Source organism: Bradyrhizobium forestalis (genome assembly GCF_002795245.1).
GTDB lineage: Bacteria > Pseudomonadota > Alphaproteobacteria > Rhizobiales > Xanthobacteraceae > Bradyrhizobium > Bradyrhizobium forestalis.
In genome coordinates this window covers 25,264-44,318 of record NZ_PGVG01000051.1, presented here as the reverse complement: position 1 = coordinate 44,318, position 19,055 = coordinate 25,264, and the positions used below count along the sequence as shown (strand labels likewise).

Sequence of the window (19,055 nt, the reverse complement as noted above, 5' to 3'; positions counted from 1 at the left end):
TGGAAAATATGCTTCGACGTATCCATCCCAATGCGGATAATCTGGCTCACGGACGGCTCCTGTGAATGAGTGTGTGACAACCTCATTCTGGCACAAATGATGCCGTAGGGGGCCGTCCACACCATCAACCACAGGGAGGAGTTTGGCGAAGACTCGGAGTTAGCAGCTCGCGCGACGACCTCTCCTTGTGGTTATGGGTCCCTGCGTTCGCAGGGACGGCACCGAAATTGTGGCGCGCCGCCTACCCCAACAACTCCTCGCAGCCGAGATCCTCGACCGCCATCATCACCCGCTCCAGATTGTTCCACCAGATGCCCGGCGGGAGGTTGATGCTCCATTGCCAGACCGGCTTGGTGATGTGCCAGAGAACCGACCAGCGATAGTCCTGATCGAGCGCACCGCGCGTGTAGCCTGTCACGCCGTGTGCGAGCAGCGTCTCGTGGTAGCGATTGAGCAGCGCCCGCTCGAGCGCCTGCCGACGCTCGGGATACCACTGCAGCGCCATCATGTAGGCAAGATCGCTAGTGGGCACATTGATGCTCCACAGATCGAAATCGAAGATGCGCACGGTGTCCGCTACACCGGCGCGCGGCAACAGGAAATTCCAAGTATGGGCGTCGCCATGGGCAATCGTGACATGGCGGCGCGAGTGGTAGCGCTGCGATAACCGGGCCGACTGTTCGATGAGCCGACGGTAGAGGATGCGCCGCTCCTCGCTGAGGCGGTCGCCAAGCTGATCCGCAAGGCGATCGTAATGACCGGCGAAGGTCTCCATGCGCGCAGCGCTGTCCTCGGTGCTCGCCCAGGTACCGATGGTTTCGCCGAGGCCAGCATGATCCCACCACACCGCATGCATGCGCGCCAGTGTCGTGACGATGGCTACAGCCTGATCGCGCGACGGCGGCAGCGTCGGCACGGTCGCAATTTCATGGCTGTTTGTTAGGTCTTCGAGCAAGAGATGCCAGGCCCCGCTCTCCTCGTCGAAATGCCCATCGAAGCAGCGCGGCACGAGTCCCGGCATGTTAGGCGAGAGCTGTGTGTAAAAGGTCACCTCGTGCCGGCCGCGATCAGCAAGCGTCCCCGCAAAGGCAGCATGCGCCATCTTGAGGATCAGCGATTGCGGGGCGCCGGCGGCTTCCCCGACATAGCGCAGGCCAAGCCGGACGATATGTGACACGACGGTGTCGCGCTGGTGCAGCACCTTCACCTCGCGCACGGCACCGGCGTCGAGCACGCCGCCCCTGCGCAGCGCGGCCGTCAGTCGGGCGGGCTCAACGACCGCCGGCAATTGTGGAGATGTCATAAACCACGATGCCCCTGTCCCGCGCCATACTGCACGATCACGCTCCCGGGCACCAGCGGCCGAGTTGCCGCCGGGCTCAGGCTGCCGCGGTCGAGTCGCGCACAGTCCGCACGACGACCGACCGCAGCTGTTCGAGATTGGCCGCCATCCCGGCGATCGCCTGCCTCACGTCCGCGGCGCGCTCGTTGACCGAGGCGGCATCGCGGCTGACATTGCCGATCTTGGCCGAGACCTCCTTCGCCGCAGAGGCTGATTCGGAAATCGACCGCGCGATCTCCCGCGTCGCGGCATCCTGCTCTTCCATCGCGGCGGCGACCGAGGTCGCCACGCCGTCGATCTCGACGATGTGGCCACCCATGGCCTCGACGGCGTCGACCGCGGCCTGCGTCGAGGTCTGGATCTCGGCAATGAGCCGCCCGATCTCCTCGGTGGATTTGGCGGTCTGGTCGGACAGGGATTTCACTTCGGCGGCAACCACCGCGAAGCCGCGGCCGGCTTCGCCGGCCCGCGCCGCCTCGATCGTCGCGTTGAGCGCCAAAAGGTTGGTCTGGCCCGCGATGCCGCCGATGAGGTCGGAGACCTCGGCGATCTTCTTCACCGATCCGGCCAGCGCCTGAATGGTCGAGCGCGCCTGCTCGCGGCCGGCAACTGCCGATTTGGTGACGGTGCTGGTCCGCGCGACCTGGCTTGCGATCTCGCGGATCGAGGCGCTCAGTTCTTCGGCCGCGGCCGATACGGACTGCGAGCTGCCGAGGGCCTGCATAGAGGCCGCCGCGACCGCCTGCGACTGCGCCGAGAGCGATTTCGCGATCTCCGACAGGCCGGAGGCGGCCCGTTCGACGCCTTGCGTCGCAGAGGTCGCGGTATCCACCGAGCGGCCGGTCTCGCGCTCGACGGTTTCGGCCATCTGGTGCAGGGCGGAGCGCTTGGCAAGCGACGCCTCCTGCTCCTGTCGCAACTGTTCCTCGCGCAGACGGGAATTCTCGACCGCCGCCTGCTTGAACACCAGAAGCGCCCCCGCCATCGAGCCGACCTCGTCCTGGCGGTGCGCGAAGGGAATGTCGGCGGCGAGATCGCCGGTCGCGAGCTTCTGCATCGTGTCGGTCATGCGCACGATCGGACGCACCACGCCGAGGGCAACACCGAGCAGACCAGCGGCAATGAAGGCCAGGACGGCGGCGGAGACGCCGAGGAGAATATAGAGAATGGAGCTGTCGCGGTCCGCGGCCAGCTTCTCCATGGCGGCATTCTGCTTGTTGGCGCTGTCGACGATGCTGTCGATGACCGCGCGATGCGCGGTATAGGCCTCCTTGAGCTGCGCGTAGGCGCGCTCGGAAGCCGCCGCGTCCTTGGCCTTGAGGGCCGGCAGGAGCTGTTCGGACGCCTTCCAGAATTTCTGCACCTCGGCATCGGACTTCGACACCAGCGCGGTCTTCAGATCTGGCGAGAGGCTGGAGGAGACCCAGTATGCCTTGCGCTCGTCGTAATCCTTACGGAGCTGGACCAGGCGTTCACCATGGGCCGCCAGCTGGTCCGGCTCACGCATGGCGAGGGTGGCTTCGAGATAGGCCTCGATGACGTATTCGGGCGGCGGCAGGATGTCGGCGATGAGGTCGTTGCCGAGCTTGATGTCGGAATAGAGCGGGCCGCCGACCTTGAGCTCCTTGAGGGCGTAAAGGCTGGTGGAAACGACCGCAGTAAAGCCAATGGCAAGAACGATCCCGAACGCAATGATAGCGGAGGACAACGAAAGGCGAATCTTCATGAAATAATCCAGGGCGCCGCTGAAACCGCGAGGAGCCTAGATCAATGTGGTAAATACGGGATTGCAGCCCGGGAAAGTCCCGGAAGAAAGGCTCCGCAAAACTACTGGAACTGGCCGTCTCTCAAATCGGTTTTTGGGTCAGTGGGACTGACGCACAGGCGAGCAAAGAGACGCATCGAGCCTGATGCAAGGCAGCACCCCGCGGCGATTGCGCTGGACGAGGAACGGGGCGCCGGCGAGCTGGGGTCACCGGCGCGCTTGTCTCACATCTCGAAGAACACCGTCTCGTCGTCGCCCTGGAGCCGCAGGTCGAGCCGGTAGACCGGCTTGCCGGCCTCGCGCACCGCGGTCAGCGTGGCGCGGCGGTCGCCCGGCACCAGCGCCAGCACGGGATCGGCGGCGTTGCCGGCCTCGTCGCTGAAATAGATGCGGGTGTAGAGATGCCGCAGCATGCCGCGGCCGAACACCGCAAGCAGGATATGGGGCGCCTGCGGCTTGCCGTCGGGATCCGGCACCGCGCCCGGCTTGATGGTCTCGAAGGCGTAGTTGCCGTCCTTGTCGGTGCCACAGCGGGCGAAGCCGCGGAAGCTCGCATTCGGTAGCGCGCGCTTGTCCTGCGGGTCGGCGAAACGTCCTTGCGCATCCGCCTGCCAGATCTCCAGCATGCAATCCGGCACGGCAACGCCGTCGCCGTCGAACACGCGGCCCTCGATGCGGATGCGGTCGCCCGTGACATCAGGCGTCAGCGTCGAGTTGGTGAACGCGTCGTTCCAGGCGTACTCGCCGTTCGGCGTCAGGCCGTATTTGAAGAACGGACCGACCGTCTGCGATGGGGTGATCCCGTTGGGCTTCACAGACTCTTGCACTTAATGGTTCTCCATGGGGGTGGCGTTCTTGCCGCGCAGCACGATGTCAAAGCGGTAGCACAGCGCCCATTCGGGTTTGGTGTTCTCGAGATCAAACGAGGAGACCATCCGCGCCCGCGCCTTCTCGTCCGGAACCGAATTGAAGATCGGGTCGAACGGGAACAAGGGATCGTTCGGGAAATACATCTGCGTCACGAGGCGCGTGACGAAGGAATAGCCGAACACCGACAGATGGATGTGCGCGGGCCGCCAGGCATTGTGATGATTGCCCCAGGGATAGGCGCCCGGCTTGATGGTGACGAAGCGGTAGTAGCCGGAAGCATCGCTCACGGTGCGGCCCGCACCGGTGAAATTCGGATCGAGCGGCGCCGGATGCTGATCACGGACGTGAACATAGCGGCCGCAGGAATTGGCCTGCCAGATCTCGATCAACGAGTTCGGCACGCCGCGGCCGTCCTCGTCGCGCACATGGCCGTGCACGATGATGCGCTCGCCGATCGGCTCGCCCGCGTGCTGGGTGGTGAGGTCGTTGTCACCCTCGCGCACGGTCTCGTGGCCGTAGACCGGGCCGGTCAGCTCCGACAACGTATGGCGCATCGGGATCAAGGGCTTGTTCGGCGCACGCTTGATCGAGCTCTTGTAGTCGGGCGACAGCGGCAGCGGATGCGCCTTGTTGCTGTCGACAGGATAGATGAATGTCATTGGCGAACTCCTCCCCGGCCATTGTGGTCCGGCCGGTCAACGCTTCCGCCAATCATTATAGGATATAACTAATTTGGGGAAGCGGGTTTCGGAGCTTCCGGTTCTTCACCTCGCCCCGCTTGCGGGGAGAGGTCGGATCGCCCTTGCGATCCGGGTGAGGGGGTACAGGTCCCACGACCGTCTCATGCGCGGAGAGAAGCCCCTCACCCCTGCCCTCTCCCCGCAAGCGGGGAAAGGGAGAGGAGAGACCATCAATTCAGCTTCTCGATCGCGACCGCGACGCCCTGGCCGACGCCGACGCACATGGTGGCGAGCGCGAGCTTGCCGCCGCGCTTCTCCATGCCGTGCACGGCGGTGAGCACGAGACGCGCACCGCTCATGCCGAGGGGATGGCCAAGTGCGATGGCGCCGCCATGCGGATTGACGAAGTCGGCGTCGTCGGCGACGCCGAGCTGACGCATGCAGGCGATGCCCTGCGAGGCGAAGGCTTCGTTCAGCTCGATCAGGTCGAAATCGCTGATCTTCTTGCCGAGCCGCTCCATCAGCTTGCGGGTCGCCGGCACGGGACCAATACCCATGATCCGCGGCGGCACGCCGGCCGAGGCAAGGCCGAGGATGCGGGCGCGGGGCGTCAGGCCGTGCTTCTTCACAGCTAGCTCCGAGGCCAGGATCATGGCGGCGGCGCCGTCATTGACGCCGGAGGCGTTGCCGGCGGTGACGGTGCCGGGATTGCGCACGATCGGCTTCAGTTTTGCCAAACCTTCCAGCGTGGTCTCGGGACGCGGATGCTCGTCCTTGTCGACGGTGATCGGACCGGCCTTGCCGCCGGGAATGGTGATCGGCGTGATTTCTTCGGCGAAATAACCCGCCGCGATCGCCGCACCGGCGCGCTGCTGCGAGCGGATGGCGAAGGCGTCCTGGTCGGCGCGCGAGACCTGGAATTCCTCGGCGACGTTCTCGCCGGTCTCCGGCATCGCGTCGACGCCGTACTGCGCCTTGAGCAGCGGATTGATGAAGCGCCAGCCGATGGTGGTGTCGAAGATCTCGGCGGAACGGGAGAAGGCTTCCTGCGCCTTGCCCATCACGAATGGCGCGCGAGTCATCGATTCGACACCGCCGGCGATCGCAAGCTCGATCTCGCCGGAGCGAATGGCGCGGCCCGCGGCGCCGACTGCATCGAGGCCCGAGGCGCAGAGCCGGTTCAGGGTCTGGCCGGGAACCGAGTCCGGAAGGCCCGCCAACAGCAGCGCCATGCGTGCGACGTTGCGGTTGTCCTCGCCGGCCTGGTTGGCGCAACCGAAGAACACCTCGTCGACCTGCGCCCAATCGAGATTGGGATGCTTGGCCATCAGCGCCTTGATCGGGGCTGCGGCGAGATCGTCGGCGCGCACCTTGGCGAGCGAGCCGCCGAAGCGGCCGATCGGGGTCCGCACGGCATCGCAGATAAAGACGTCACGCATCGTTGTTCTCCCTGAATGCCGCGGTCCGGCCAAATTCTTCAATGTCGGCGGAGTTTTAGGAGGGCGCCCGCGGCAGGTCAATTGACGGTTTCTTGCGTGTTCCGAAGGGCCCGCACGCCGCTAGCGCATGCCGCGGTGCGGACAACGTGGAAAACCTCCCCTCGCCGGCCAAAGCGATAGGACCATCGGGCGAAATTTTGTAGGTTGCGCTGCCCATGACAGTACAACAACCGATCCCCGTACCGCCCCCCGACGATGTGCCCGCGCCGCAGGCGGAAGTTGCCACGCGCGTCACGCCGATGATGGAACAGTACCTGGAGATCAAGGCGGCGCATCAGGGCCTGCTGCTGTTCTACCGGATGGGCGACTTTTACGAGCTGTTCTTCGAGGACGCCGAGATCGCCTCCAGGACGCTCGGCATCGTCTTGACCAAGCGCGGCAAGCATCAGGGCGCCGATATCCCGATGTGCGGCGTGCCGGTCGAGCGCTCCGAGGATTATCTGCATCGCCTGATATCCGCCGGCCACCGCGTCGCGGTCTGCGAGCAGACCGAAGATCCCGCCGCGGCCAAAGCGCGCGGCAACAAGAGCGTGGTGCGCCGCGGCGTGGTGCGGCTGGTCACGCCCGGTACGCTGACCGAGGACACGCTGCTCGATGCGCGTGCCAACAACTACCTGTTGGCGATCGCGCGCGCCCGCTCCTCAGCCGGCGGCGACCGCTTCGGCCTCGCCTGGATCGACATCTCGACCGCCGAATTCATGGTCACCGAATGCTCTAACGGCGAGCTCGCCGCGACGCTGGCGCGCATCAACCCGAACGAGGCCATCGTCACCGACGCGCTCTACAACGACAACGAGCTCGGCCAGACCTTGCGCGAGCTGCCGGCGGTGACGCCGCTGACCCGCGACGTCTTCGACGGCGCCACCGCCGAGAAGCGGCTGTGTGACTACTTTGCGGTCGCGACCATGGACGGGCTCTCCCAGCTCACCCGCTTGGAGGCCACCGCCGCGGCCGCCGCCGTCACCTATGTCGACCGCACCCAGGTCGGCAAGCACCCGCCGCTGTCGCCGCCCGCGCGCGAGGCCTCGGGCGCGACCATGGCGATCGATCCCGCCACGCGTGCCAATCTCGAGCTGACGCGAACGCTCGCCGGCGAGCGCCGCGGCTCGCTGCTCGACGCCATCGACTGCACGGTGACCTCGGCGGGCTCGCGTCTGCTCGCGCAGCGTCTGGCCGCGCCGCTGACCGATGCGCCAGCGATCGCGCGACGGCTCGATGCCGTCGGCGCCTTCGTTGCCGATTCCGCCGCGCGCGAGGACATCCGCAGCATTCTGCGCGGTGCGCCCGACATGTCGCGCGCGCTCGCCCGTCTCTCGGTTGGCCGCGGCGGACCGCGCGACCTCGCGGGCCTGCGCGACGGCATCATCGCCGCCGACCAGGTGCTGGCACGGCTCGGCGAGCTGGACCAGCCGCCGCAGGAGATTGCTGCCGTGATGGCGGCGCTGAAGCGACCGTCGCGCGCGCTCGCCGCCGAATTTGCCAGCGCGCTCGACGAGCAATTGCCGCTGATCAAGCGCGACGGCGGCTTCGTTCGTGCCGGCTACGAGCCCGCGCTGGACGAGGCCCGCACCCTGCGTGACGCCTCGCGCCTGGTGGTCGCCTCGATGCAGGCGCGCTACGCCGACGATACCGGCGTGAAGGCTCTCAAGATCCGCCACAACAACGTGCTCGGCTATTTCGTCGAGGTCACCGCGCAGCACGGCGACAAGCTGATGTCGGCGCCGTTGAACGCGACCTTCATCCACCGTCAGACGCTGGCGGGCCAGGTGCGCTTCACCACCTCCGAGCTCGGCGAGATCGAAGCCAAGATCGCCAATGCCGGTGACCGCGCACTTGGCCTCGAGCTCGAGATCTTCGAGCGGCTCTGCGCCAAGGCGCTCGAGATCAGCGACGATCTGCGTGCCGCGGCGCAAGGCTTTGCGCTGCTCGATGTCGCGACGTCGCTCGCCAAGCTTGCGATCGACGAGAACTATGTGCGGCCTGAGGTGGACTCATCGCTTGCCTTCGCGATCGAAGCCGGACGTCATCCCGTGGTCGAGCAGGCTCTCAAGCGCAATGGCGAGCCGTTCATCGCCAATGCCTGCGATCTCTCACCTAGCCCCGCACAAAAATCCGGCCAGCTCTGGCTGCTCACCGGACCCAATATGGCCGGTAAATCGACCTTCCTGCGGCAGAACGCACTGATTGCGCTGCTGGCGCAGATCGGCAGCTTCGTGCCGGCGACGCGCGCGCGGATCGGCATCATCGATCGCCTTTTCTCGCGCGTCGGTGCCGCCGACGATCTCGCCCGCGGCCGCTCCACGTTCATGGTGGAGATGGTCGAGACCGCGGCAATCCTGAACCAGGCCGGCGAGCGCGCGCTCGTCATTCTCGACGAGATCGGCCGCGGCACCGCGACCTTCGACGGCCTCTCGATCGCCTGGGCCGCGATCGAGCATCTGCACGAGAGCAACCGCTGCCGCACGCTGTTCGCGACGCACTATCACGAGCTGACCGCGCTCTCGGCAAAACTGCCGCGCATGTTCAACGCCACGGTGCGGGTGAAGGAATGGCAGGGCAACGTCGTGTTCCTGCACGAGGTGCTGCCGGGCTCGGCGGACCGCTCCTACGGCATCCAGGTGGCGAAGCTCGCCGGCCTGCCACCGGCCGTAATCACGCGTGCGAAGTCCGTGCTCTCCAAGCTGGAGGCACAGGATCGCGGCCAGACGGCGCGAGCCTTGGTGGACGATCTGCCGCTGTTCGCCATGCCCTCGCGCGCCGCCGCCGAAGCCGCGCCGCCGAGCGAAGCGGAGCTGCTGATGGAAGCGGTGAAGGCGCTGCACCCCGACGAGATGTCCCCGCGCGAGGCGCTCGATGCGCTCTATGCGCTGAAGGCCAGGCTGCCGAAGCAGTGACGGTGCGGTAGCAACCATTAGGTTGCTACGAAGCCGCCGCCGCCAGCCGCTTCCTGCGCCCGTTCCACCACAGCGTCAGATTCCAGGCGATGCAGGTGGCGAGCCCCATGCTGAGGCCGATTGCGGAGCCGAAGTTTGCGGCGCCGAGATGCAGCACCGCAATCGCCATGCCGAATCCGAGCAGGCCCCAGGCGGAGTTGGCAAGCACGGCGGCGGTCGGCGGGCCGCCGATGCGCGGGTGCAGGATCACCATCATGCTGGTGAAGACGATCGGGTAGAGCGCGATGACGCCGGAGACGCGCGGGCCGACCCAGCCCGAGGTCGAGACCACGATCGCGACGAGGGTTGCGACCAGCGAGGCGCGGAACGGAATATCGTACCAGCGGCGCGTCACCAGCGGCATTTTCACATGGCGGTATCTTGCGAGCAGCGGAATGCAGATTCCGAAGGCAACCAAATTGACAACGAGCCCGGCCGCCAGGGTCCAGTCGAACAGACGGATGATGGAGGCCAGCACGATCCACACCGCGACCGCACTGCCGGCACTCACAAGCAGATTGTTCCGCTGCGCCAGCACGACATAGGTGAGCCCGAGGACAATCGTCGCGGCGTTGACCGGAAGGCTCGACAGCGCGCCCTGCGCGATGAAGGCGGCGTCATGGTCGAGCGCCAGGAAGACATAGGAAGGCCCCGCCGAGATCGGCAGCGTCGCCACCAGCGCGCCGATCACCGGCCCCGAGCGCTCGGTGATAACAGAGGCCGTCACGACGAACGCCGCCGCAATCGCCATGCGCAGGAGAAGGAAGAGGATGAAGTGGAGGTCGAGGGACATCTTGGCTTCTTACCCTCCCCTGGAGGGGGAGGGTCGGCTCATATGGAGCGCAGCGAAATATGAGACGGGGTGGGGTGACAGTCTCTCGACGGACACGGTGCCCGAGTGGAGAGATCACCCCACCCCGCTCGCGCTACGCGCGATCGACCCTCCCCCTCCAGGGGAGGGTACACAGAGTCACATCCGCTGCATCGACACCGAGACCTTCGGGCCGTTCTTGATGGTCTGGTAGACCACGCAATAGCGCTCGGTGAGCTTGAGCAGGAGATCGAGCTTGTCCTGCGGCGCGGCCGTGTCGACCTCGAAGCGGAGGCGGATCTCGGCAAAGCCGACCGGGGTCTCCTTGTCGACGCCGAGCGTGCCGCGGAAGTCGAGATCGCCCTCGGCATAGACATTGCCGGTCTTCAAGGGCACCTCGATCGCGGTCGCGACCGACTTCAGCGTGACACCGGCGCAGGCGACCAGCGCCTCCAGCAGCATGTCGCCGGAGCAGAGCTCGAGGCCGGAGCCGCCGGTGGCGGGGTGCAGACCAGCCATCGCGATGGCGCGGCCGGTCTCGACCTTGCAGGCGATGCCTTCGCTATCGGTGGAGCCCTTGGCCTTCAGCGTGATCAGCGCGGCCTTGGGATCGGTCTTGTAGCGCTCCTTGATCGGGGCCTGCATCTGGCGCAGTGCTGCGGCGTCCATCTTGTTCTCTCCCGGATAATTCGCCTCTCGATGTACCGGCTGGGAGAGAAATTGTCACCACCACATGGCCTGACCGGGACCCTGGGTTGCGTCACGGTCGGGCACGTTGCGGTCGAGCGAACGGTCGAGTGACGTCAGCACGCTGCGCTTGAAATTCTCGAACAGGGGTGAATTGCGGTCGCGCGGCCGGCCGAGATTGATCTCGATCTGGTCGAACAGTCGCCCCGGTCGCGGCCGCATCACCAGCACGCGGTCGGCCAGCACCACGGCCTCGTCGACGTCATGGGTGACGAGGATGAGCGTCGGCCGCATGTCGGCCCAGAGGTCGAGCAGATGATCCTGGAGATCCCTGCGCGTGAAAGCATCGAGCGCGGAGAACGGCTCGTCGAGCAGCAGCACCTCCGGCTGCGGCACCAGCGCCCGCGCGATCGCGACGCGCTGCGCTTGCCCGCCGGAGAGCTCGCGCGGCCAGGCCTGCGCCTTCTCGGCGAGGCCAACGCGGTCGAGCGCACGCGCCACCTTCTCGCGCCGCTCAACCGCGGGCAGGTCGGCGAGGCCGAAGCCGATATTGTCGGCGACGCTGAGCCAAGGCAGCAGACGCGGCTCCTGGAAGATGATGCCGATCTTGGCATGGGGCGAGCTGATCGTCTCGTTGTCGAGCGTCACCGTGCCGGAGCTGGCGCGATCGAGCCCGGCGATGGCGCGGAGCAATGTTGACTTGCCGCAGCCGGAGCCGCCGATGATGGCGATGATCTCGCCTTGCCTGATCTCGGCGGAGAAGCGCGCCAGTGCCGCGACGCCGTTGGGATAGGTCTTGCTGACCCGGTCGAGCGCCAGCATCGCCTCAAGCTCCCTTTGCCTGGCCGAAGGCGTCCTGCCAGCGCAGGAAGGGCGCGGCGGCAAGCTCGATCAGCCAATCCGTGAGCTTGCCGAGGATGGCGAAGATGACGATGGCGGCCAGGATCTGCGCGGGCTTGCCGAGCTGCTGGCCGTCGAGCAGGAGATAACCGAGCCCTTCGGAGGCGCCGATCAATTCGGCTGCGACCACGAACATCCAGCCGAGGCCAAGACCGACGCGCAGCGACACGACATAGGCCGGCAGCACCGCCGGCAACAGGATGCGGCGGATCATGGCGAACCCGGAGAGGCGAAAGGTGCGCCCGACCTCGACGATCTTGCGATCGACCGAGAGGATCGCACCCATGACGCCGAGATAGACCGGGAAGAACACACCGACCGCAATCAGCGCGATCTTCGAGGTCTCGAAAATGCCGAGCCAGAGGATGAACAGCGGCACCCAGGCGAGCGAGGGAATCGCGCGCAATGCCTGCACGGTCGGATCGAGCAGCCGACGCGCCAGCGACCAATAACCGGAGATGGCGCCCAGCAGCGTGCCCGCAACCACGCCGAAGGCGAAGCCGAGCGAGACGCGCCACAGCGTCGCTGTGATGTGACGGACCAGCTCGCCGGAACGGGCGAGGTCAGTGATCGTGGTGAAGATGCGCGAGGGCGGCGGCACCAGCCGTCCGTTGGACCAGCCGAGCCACACCACGAGTTCCCAGCCGAGCGCGAGCGTCAGCGGCAGCAGCACGCCCAGCATCGGCCGCGCATAGCGCGACAGCCGCGACGGCGCGGCGGCGCTTTCGGCCGCATCAGAGGATTGTTGCAGGACTCGCGCGTCGGAGATCATGGCCGGTAGGAAGCGCGTCTAGAGAGGGAATGCAAGGGCGGGCGGCAATCTCCGCTGTCGTCCCGGACAAGCGCGCCTTAAGCGCGCGCAGATCCGGGACCCATAATCACAGGCCTGCGTTGTTGCAGGAGCCGGTAGTGCCAATCTTCGCCAAACCACTCCCTGTGGTTATGGGTCCCGGGTCTGCGCTTACGCTTGCCCGGGACGACAACGGAGTTTGTTGCGGCAACGTGCCTCCATCCGGGCTACAAACCAACCTCAATTCGTCGGCAGCGGGACCTGGTCGTCGATCAGGGCTTCCAGCGTCGCCTTGACGTCGACCTTGGCATCGACGACGCCGGCTTGCTGGAGCGCGAGGCCGGCGGCGAGAATCGACTCGCGCTGGGGCGCGCCGATGCGGCTGTGGGTGAGCTCGGTGCGCTCCTTGAGCTGCTTGTCGACGACAGCCTCGGGCAGCTTCGTCACCGCGATGAAGGTCTTCTTCAGCTCGTCGTAATTCGCCAGCGAATATTTGCGCGCTTCCTCATAAACGGCGAGGACGCGGCGAGCGATGTCGGGATGGTCCTTCAAGAACTGCTCGCGCACATTGAGAATGCCCCAGGTGTTGGCGTCGGCCTTGCGATAGAACAGCTTTGCGCCTTCCTCGACCTCAGCCTGCGCCATCATGGGATCGAGCCCGGCCCAGGCCTCGACGTCGCCACGGATCAGCGCGGTCTTGCCATCGGCATGCTGCAGCAGCACCGGCGTGATGTCCTTTTCGGTGAGGCCTGCGCCAAGCAGCGCGCGCACCAGGAAGATGTGCGGATCGGTGCCGCGCGTGACTGCGACGCGTTTGCCCTTGAGGTCGGCAACGCCGGCGATCCTGGAGTCCTTGCCAGTCACCAGCGCGGTCCACTCAGGGCGCGAATAGACATAGATCGACTTGATCGGGTTGCCGTTGATGCGGGCGACCAGCGCCGCCGAGCCCGCGGTCGAGCCGAAATCGATCGAGCCGGCGTTGAGGAATTCGAGCGCCTTGTTGGAGCCGGCCGACTGCACCCAGGTGACCGTGATACCGTCCTTGGCGAACTCCTTCTCCAGGAGCCCCTTCTGCTTCAGGACCAGCGACACCGGATTGTAGGTCGCCCAGTCGATGCGGATTTCCTTGAGCGGGTCCGCCGCCTTGGCCGCGGGCGTCAATGCGAGCGCCGCAGCTCCCGCCAGAAGAATACGTCGTGCAATCCCAGCCATGCTCGGCCTCCTGAAAAACTTCGTTGTTTTTCAATGAGTTATATCTTGAGGTCAACGAGAAAATCCGCCCCCCGAAAGCGCGCGGCCCGAGAACAGATTTGCGCAAACCCGCAGCTTTCCAGCATGGAACGCCTATTGCCAGAGAATGGCGGGTGACAGCGCCTCTCGCCTCTTATATCCGGTGAGACATGGACAGCGTCGCGATTGAGAAGAAGCCAGAGACGGATGACCGCTTCGACACCGCGCGGATCACCGCCGCGGTCGATGCGCTCGCCGAAAAGCATGAGGGCCGCGAGGACGCGTTCCGCACGGCGATGGCGCAATTGCTCAAGGCGGAACTGATCGCGGCGCGCGCCGCCGCACAGGCGATCCTCCTGAAGGACCGTCACGGCCGCCGCTGCGCCGAGCGGCTGTGCCACGTGCAGGACGAGATCATCCGCATCCTGTATTCGGCCGCGACCCGCCATCTCTACCGCTCGCCGATCCCGAGCGGCGCCGAACGCATGGCGGTCGTGGCGACCGGCGGCTACGGCCGCGGCCTGATGGCGCCGGAATCGGACATCGATCTGCTCTTCATCCTGCCCTACAAGCAGACCGCCTGGGGCGAGCAGGTCGCCGAAGCGATCCTCTATTGCCTCTGGGACATGGGGTTGAAGGTCGGTCACGCCACGCGCTCGGTCGACGAATCGATCCGGCAGGCGCGCGGCGACATGACGATCCGCACCGCGATCCTGGAGACGCGCTTCCTCACGGGCGACAAGCCGCTTTATGAGGAGCTGGTCGAGCGCTTCGACAAGGAAGTCGTGCAGGGCACCGCGTCGGAATTCGTCACCGCAAAGCTCGCCGAGCGCGAGGAGCGGCACCGCCGCGGCGGCCAATCGCGCTATCTGGTCGAGCCCAACGTCAAGGACGGCAAGGGAGCCTTGCGCGACCTGCACACACTGTTCTGGATCGCCAAATACGTCTACCGCGTGCGCGATACCCACGAGCTGGTCGGGCGCGGCGTGTTCGACGCCCAGGAATATCGCAGCTTCCGCCGCTGCGCCGATTTCCTCTGGTCGGTACGCTGCAATCTGCATTTCTATTGCAACCGTGCCGAAGAGCGCCTTTCCTTCGACCTCCAGCGCGAGATCGCGGTGCGGCTCGGCTACACCTCGCATCCCGGCATGCAGGACGTCGAGCGCTTCATGAAGCACTACTTCCTGGTCGCCAAGGAGGTCGGCAACCTCACCGCCATCCTCTGCGCCAAGCTCGAGGACCAGCAGGCCAAGCCGGCCCCGGTGCTGAGCCGGATGATGGCGCGGCTGCGACCGACCGCGGTGAAGCGGCGTGTCCCTGACAGCGACGACTTCATCGTCGACAACAACCGCATCAACGTCGCCGCGCCCGACGTCTTCAAGCACGACCCGGTCAATTTGATCCGCATCTTCCGCCTCGCGCAGAAGAACAACCTCGCCTTCCACCCGGATGCGATGCGCGACGTGACGCGCTCGCTCGGCCTGGTCAACGCGGGCTTGCGCGAAAACCCCGAGGCCAACCGGCTGTTCATGGAGATCCTGACCTCCGACAATGCGGAGATCGTGCTGCGGCGAATGAACGAGACCGGCGTGCTCGGCCACTTCATCCGCGCCTTCGGCAAGATCGTCTCGATGATGCAATTCAACATGTATCATCACTACACCGTCGACGAGCACCTGATCCGCTGCATCGGCTTCCTCCAGGACATCGAGCGCGGCGGCATCGAGGAGTTCGCGCTCGCCAGCGACCTCATGCGCAAGACCCGGCCCGAGCACCGCGCGGTGATCTACATCGCAACGCTGCTGCACGACGTCGCCAAGGGCAGGCCTGAGGATCACTCGATCGCCGGCGCGAAGGTGGCGCGACGGCTCTGCCCGCGACTCGGCTTCAGCCCGGCCGACACCGAGCTCGTGGCCTGGCTGATCGAGGAGCATCTGACGATGTCCACGGTCGCGCAGTCGCGCGACCTCTCCGACCGCAAGACCATCGAGAATTTCGCTGCCGTGGTGCAGTCGGTCGAGCAGATGAAGCTCCTGACCATTCTGACCACTGCGGACATCCGCGGCGTCGGCCCCGGCGTCTGGAACGGCTGGAAGGCGCAGCTCTTGCGCTCGCTGTACTACGAGACCGAGCCGGTGCTCACCGGCGGCTTCTCGGAAGTCGACCGCGGCAAGCGCCTCGCCGCCGCACACGCTGAATTCCGCATGGCCTTCGCCGAATGGCCGGCGGAGGAGCTCGATGCCTATATCGGGCGGCATTATCCGGCCTACTGGCTCAAGGTCGAGCTGCCGCGCAAGATCCGCCACGCCCGCTTCGTCCGCTCCAGCGAGCAGGCCGGCCACAAGCTCGCGATCAACGTCGGCTTCGACGAGGTGCGCGGCGTCACCGAGCTCACGATCTTCGCCGCCGACCATCCCTGGCTGCTGTCGATCATCGCCGGCGCCTGCGCCTCGGCCGGCGCCAACATCGTGGACGCCCAGATCTACACCACGACCGACGGCCGCGCGCTCGACACGATCTCGATCTCCAGGGAATACGACCGCGACGAGGACGAAGGAAGGCGCGCCACACGCATCGGCGAGATGATCGAGGACGTGCTGGAGGGCAAGCTGCGCCTGCCCGAAGCCGTGGCGCGGCGCACCGTACGCAGCAAGGCGAAGCCGTTCGTGATCGAGCCGGAGGTGACCATCAACAACCAATGGTCCGACCGCTACACCGTGATCGAGGTCTCCGGCCTCGACCGGCCCGGCCTGCTCTACGAGCTGACCACGGCCATCTCCAAGCTCAATCTCAACATCGCCTCAGCCCATGTCGCAACCTTCGGCGAGCGCGCGCGCGACGTGTTCTATGTCACGGACCTGCTGGGCGCGCAGATCAACGCGCCGACGCGGCAGGCCGCGATCAAGAGCGCGCTGACCCATGTGATGGCCGGCGACAAGGCGGTGCAGCCGGCGGCGTGAGGCGCGCGGCCGGCGCACCTCTCTCCACTTGTCATTCCGGGGCGCCGCGATAGCGGCGAACCCGGAATCCATTTCGCGCCAGCGATGCGGAGAGATGGATTCCGGGTTCGCGCTTCGCGCGCCCCGGAATGACGAGCGGAGAGATTGGCGAGCGCTTCCTCTTTCAAACCTCCACGCCCTCGTGCCGCAGCAGCCAGCGCTTGCGCTCGAGGCCGCCGCCGTACTTCACCAGCGAACCGTCCGCGCCGATCAGGCGGTGACACGGCAGCACCACGCTGATCGGGTTGGAGCCGTTGGCATGGCCAACGGCGCGAATCGCTTTGGGCATGCCGATCTTTGCGGCGAGTGCACCGTAGCTCAGCGTTGTGCCAGCGGGGATTTGCGCAAGCGCGACCCAGACCTTTTGCTGGAACGGCGTGCCGGCGGTGCGCCACGCGATGTCCGTGAGCTGACCGAGTTCGCCTTCGAAATATCCTGACAATGCCCTCCGCATACCCGCGGGCGCAGACTGATTACTCAGATCCACCGCGCCATAATGCAGGCGCAACAGCCCACGCATGCGGTGCTCGTAGTCCTCCCAGTCGAGCGCACGCAACGCGCCCTCGGTATCCGTGACGAGCAGCGCGATCCCGATCGGCGTAGCCAGGCGGTCGAGACCGAAGCTTGCAGATGGTTTGGTTGATCGGCCGGCCATTGCGACACCATTGCATCGAAACACTCCCATCGCACTTGCCATGTCGGCCGTGCTAACGTCCACCCGAAAGCTGACGCTTTGGGGGAGCTCACCTTGATCCTGATCGCCAATGTCCTGGTGGCGCTGGTTGCGGCGCTGCACGTCTTCTTCCTGGTCCTGGAGATGTTTCTCTGGGACAAGCCGCTGGGCCTGAAAGTATTTCGCAATACGCCTGACAAGGCCGCGATCACGAAGGTGCTGGCCGCCAATCAGGGCCTCTATAACGGCTTCCTCGCTGTCGGCCTGGTCTGGGGCCTGCTCCAGGGCAACCCGGCTTTCGCGTTCCAGATCAAGGTGTTCTTCCTGCTCTGCGTGATCGTGGCCGGCGCCTATGGCGCGGCGACCGTCAGCACGCGGATCCTGATCGTGCAGGCGCTGCCGGCGGCGATGGCGCTGATTGCACTGTTTCTCGCCTGAGCCGCTACGGCGCAGCGCCGCGATCCTTGCGCGGCGGCGAACCTTCCTCCACAATCTTCGGCAGCGATGGCGACCGTTGCAATCAACGGAGAAAGACCATCGGCCTAAAATTCCGTCAGGAGGAACGACCCAACATGAACAACCGCAGAGCCTTCATAGCTGCCACGGCGGCGCTCGCCGTCGCAGTCTCGACCAGCCAGGCCCTCGCCCAGAAGAAATACGACACCGGCGCAAGCGACACCGAGATCAAGATCGGCCAGACCGTGCCGTTTTCCGGCGCCTATTCCGTCTATGCCAATATCGGCAAGACCCAGGCCGCGTATTTCAAGATGATCAACGATCAGGGCGGCATCAACGGCCGCAAGATCAACCTGATCCAATATGACGACGCCTATTCGCCACCGAAGACGGTAGAGCAGGTGCGCAAGCTGGTCGAAGGCGACGAGGTGCTGTTCACCTTCCAGCTGATCGGCACGGCCGCGAACGCCGCCGTGCAGAAGTACCTCAACGGCAAGAAAGTCCCCCAGCTCCTCGCCTCGACCGGCGCCGCGCGCTTCAACGATCCGCAGAACTTCCCCTGGACCATCGCCTATAATCCCAATTACGTGTCCGAGGGGCGGATCTACGCAAAATACATTCTCGCCAATCATCCCAACGCCAAGATCGGCGTGCTCTACCAGAACGACGACATGGGCCGCGACTATCTGGCCGGCCTCAAGAGCGGTCTCGGCAACAAGGCCGCCAGCATGATCGTCGGCGAGGTCTCCTACGAGGTTACCGACCCGACCGTCGACTCGCAGGTGGTCAAGCTGAAGTCGATGGGGGTTGATCTGTTCTACGACGCCTCGACGCCGAAATTCGCGGCGCAGGCGATCAAGAAGCTTGCCGATCTCGGCTGGAGCCCGGTGCACATCCTCGACATCAATGCGAGCCCGGTGTCGGCGACGCTGAAGCCGGCCGGCCTCGACATCTCCAAAGGCATCATCTCGACCAATTACGGCAAGGATCCCGGCGATCCCCAGTGGAAGGACGATCCGGGCGTGAAGGCCTTCTTCGCCTTCATGGACAAGTATTTCCCGGAGGGCGACAAGCTCAACACCGTCAACACCTACGCCTATTCGGTCGCCGAGTTGCTGGTGCAGGTGCTGAAGCAATGCGGCGACGATTTGACGCGCGAGAACGTGATGAAGCAGGTCGCCAACATCAAGGGCTACACGCCGAGCCTGGCGCTGCCCGGCCTCAAGATCACCACCGGGCCGAACGACTATCGCGTCAACAAGCAGATGCAGATGATGAGGTTCAACGGCGAACGCTGGGAGCTGTTCGGACCGATCATCGAGGACACGGGCCCGTCGGGTTAGCAGTTGCTTGAATTCCGCGACACGATCGGCGGCCTGCGGGCCGCCGATTTTTTTGGCTTGGCTCGATCCATCACCGT

The 19,055-nt window shown here is 65.5% G+C and carries 15 protein-coding genes; 4 read left to right on the top strand and 11 right to left on the bottom strand.

All coding sequences use genetic code 11. From position 1 onward, the window contains the following. Positions 1 to 241: 241 nt before the first annotated feature. The 5 genes from CVM73_RS34725 to pcaF form a co-directional block, all read right to left on the bottom strand. Entirely contained in the window at positions 242 to 1,303 is a 1,062-nt protein-coding gene (locus tag CVM73_RS34725) for a phosphotransferase family protein (protein WP_100236271.1), read from the bottom strand. A 76-nt stretch (positions 1,304 to 1,379) separates the two neighbouring features. Further along, positions 1,380 to 3,068, bottom strand: coding sequence for a methyl-accepting chemotaxis protein (locus tag CVM73_RS34720; RefSeq protein ID WP_100236270.1), 1,689 nt, complete (start codon positions 3,066 to 3,068; stop codon positions 1,380 to 1,382). Positions 3,069 to 3,331: 263 nt separating this feature from the next. Beyond that, positions 3,332 to 3,934, bottom strand: coding sequence for a protocatechuate 3,4-dioxygenase subunit alpha (pcaG, locus tag CVM73_RS34715; RefSeq protein WP_100236269.1), 603 nt, complete (start codon positions 3,932 to 3,934; stop codon positions 3,332 to 3,334). Then, on the bottom strand, positions 3,935 to 4,636 hold the full coding sequence (gene pcaH, locus CVM73_RS34710; protein ID WP_100236268.1) for a protocatechuate 3,4-dioxygenase subunit beta: 702 nt from the start codon (positions 4,634 to 4,636) through the stop codon (positions 3,935 to 3,937). It abuts the gene before it with no gap. 251 nt (positions 4,637 to 4,887) lie between these two features. Continuing rightward, positions 4,888 to 6,096 (bottom strand): 3-oxoadipyl-CoA thiolase, encoded by a 1,209-nt coding sequence (gene pcaF, locus CVM73_RS34705; protein ID WP_100236267.1) that lies wholly within the window; start codon positions 6,094 to 6,096, stop codon positions 4,888 to 4,890. 215 nt (positions 6,097 to 6,311) lie between these two features. Here pcaF and mutS point away from each other — a divergent pair, with 215 nt between their 5' ends. Further along, a complete protein-coding gene (mutS, locus tag CVM73_RS34700; protein WP_100236266.1) occupies positions 6,312 to 9,050 on the top strand; it encodes a DNA mismatch repair protein MutS in 2,739 nt (912 codons plus the stop codon). Between the two features lie 25 nt (positions 9,051 to 9,075). Here the strand turns inward: mutS and CVM73_RS34695 are convergent, their stop codons facing one another. The 5 genes from CVM73_RS34695 to CVM73_RS34675 all read right to left on the bottom strand — a co-directional run bounded on the left by CVM73_RS34695 (position 9,076) and on the right by CVM73_RS34675 (position 13,489). Beyond that, positions 9,076 to 9,882, bottom strand: a complete 807-nt coding sequence (locus tag CVM73_RS34695) for a hypothetical protein (protein ID WP_100236265.1) — start codon at positions 9,880 to 9,882, stop codon at positions 9,076 to 9,078. Between the two features lie 177 nt (positions 9,883 to 10,059). Beyond that, positions 10,060 to 10,569, bottom strand: coding sequence for an OsmC family protein (locus CVM73_RS34690; protein ID WP_100236264.1), 510 nt, complete (start codon positions 10,567 to 10,569; stop codon positions 10,060 to 10,062). Between the two features lie 54 nt (positions 10,570 to 10,623). After that, on the bottom strand, positions 10,624 to 11,409 hold the full coding sequence (locus CVM73_RS34685) for an ABC transporter ATP-binding protein (protein ID WP_100236263.1): 786 nt from the start codon (positions 11,407 to 11,409) through the stop codon (positions 10,624 to 10,626). Between the two features lie 4 nt (positions 11,410 to 11,413). After that, a complete protein-coding gene (locus tag CVM73_RS34680) occupies positions 11,414 to 12,259 on the bottom strand; it encodes an ABC transporter permease (protein WP_100236262.1) in 846 nt (281 codons plus the stop codon). 258 nt (positions 12,260 to 12,517) lie between these two features. Next, positions 12,518 to 13,489, bottom strand: coding sequence for an aliphatic sulfonate ABC transporter substrate-binding protein (locus CVM73_RS34675; protein ID WP_100236261.1), 972 nt, complete (start codon positions 13,487 to 13,489; stop codon positions 12,518 to 12,520). A 188-nt stretch (positions 13,490 to 13,677) separates the two neighbouring features. Here CVM73_RS34675 and CVM73_RS34670 point away from each other — a divergent pair, with 188 nt between their 5' ends. Next, positions 13,678 to 16,467 carry a [protein-PII] uridylyltransferase gene (locus CVM73_RS34670; protein WP_100236260.1) on the top strand — a complete coding sequence of 930 codons (2,790 nt, stop codon included), beginning with the start codon at positions 13,678 to 13,680 and terminating at the stop codon, positions 16,465 to 16,467. A 163-nt stretch (positions 16,468 to 16,630) separates the two neighbouring features. Here the strand turns inward: CVM73_RS34670 and CVM73_RS34665 are convergent, their stop codons facing one another. Beyond that, the gene (locus tag CVM73_RS34665; RefSeq protein WP_100236259.1) at positions 16,631 to 17,161 is read right to left on the bottom strand and encodes a methylated-DNA--[protein]-cysteine S-methyltransferase; all 531 of its coding nucleotides are present in this window, start codon (positions 17,159 to 17,161) and stop codon (positions 16,631 to 16,633) included. A gap of 93 nt (positions 17,162 to 17,254) precedes the next feature. Here CVM73_RS34665 and CVM73_RS34660 point away from each other — a divergent pair, with 93 nt between their 5' ends. Together CVM73_RS34660 and CVM73_RS34655 are read left to right on the top strand one after the other, a co-directional pair. Next, positions 17,255 to 17,617: a DUF1304 domain-containing protein gene (locus CVM73_RS34660; protein ID WP_208639275.1), complete on the top strand. Its 363-nt coding sequence runs from the start codon at positions 17,255 to 17,257 to the stop codon at positions 17,615 to 17,617. 134 nt (positions 17,618 to 17,751) lie between these two features. Further along, positions 17,752 to 18,978, top strand: coding sequence for an ABC transporter substrate-binding protein (locus tag CVM73_RS34655; protein ID WP_100236258.1), 1,227 nt, complete (start codon positions 17,752 to 17,754; stop codon positions 18,976 to 18,978). Positions 18,979 to 19,055: the final 77 nt, after the last annotated feature.

Excerpts from the sequence above, each read along its gene's own strand:
- pcaF (WP_100236267.1), bottom strand. The coding sequence starts at position 6,096 with ATGCGTGACGTCTTTATCTGCGATGCCGTGCGGACCCCGATCGGCCGC.
- CVM73_RS34685 (WP_100236263.1), bottom strand. The coding sequence starts at position 11,409 with ATGCTGGCGCTCGACCGGGTCAGCAAGACCTATCCCAACGGCGTCGCG.
- CVM73_RS34670 (WP_100236260.1), top strand. The coding sequence starts at position 13,678 with ATGGACAGCGTCGCGATTGAGAAGAAGCCAGAGACGGATGACCGCTTC.
- pcaH (WP_100236268.1), bottom strand. The coding sequence starts at position 4,636 with ATGACATTCATCTATCCTGTCGACAGCAACAAGGCGCATCCGCTGCCG.
- CVM73_RS34665 (WP_100236259.1), bottom strand. The coding sequence starts at position 17,161 with ATGGCCGGCCGATCAACCAAACCATCTGCAAGCTTCGGTCTCGACCGC.
- CVM73_RS34655 (WP_100236258.1), top strand. The coding sequence starts at position 17,752 with ATGAACAACCGCAGAGCCTTCATAGCTGCCACGGCGGCGCTCGCCGTC.
- CVM73_RS34690 (WP_100236264.1), bottom strand. The coding sequence starts at position 10,569 with ATGGACGCCGCAGCACTGCGCCAGATGCAGGCCCCGATCAAGGAGCGC.
- mutS (WP_100236266.1), top strand. The coding sequence starts at position 6,312 with ATGACAGTACAACAACCGATCCCCGTACCGCCCCCCGACGATGTGCCC.
- CVM73_RS34680 (WP_100236262.1), bottom strand. The coding sequence starts at position 12,259 with ATGATCTCCGACGCGCGAGTCCTGCAACAATCCTCTGATGCGGCCGAA.
- CVM73_RS34720 (WP_100236270.1), bottom strand. The coding sequence starts at position 3,068 with ATGAAGATTCGCCTTTCGTTGTCCTCCGCTATCATTGCGTTCGGGATC.
- CVM73_RS34695 (WP_100236265.1), bottom strand. The coding sequence starts at position 9,882 with ATGTCCCTCGACCTCCACTTCATCCTCTTCCTTCTCCTGCGCATGGCG.
- CVM73_RS34725 (WP_100236271.1), bottom strand. The coding sequence starts at position 1,303 with ATGACATCTCCACAATTGCCGGCGGTCGTTGAGCCCGCCCGACTGACG.
- CVM73_RS34675 (WP_100236261.1), bottom strand. The coding sequence starts at position 13,489 with ATGGCTGGGATTGCACGACGTATTCTTCTGGCGGGAGCTGCGGCGCTC.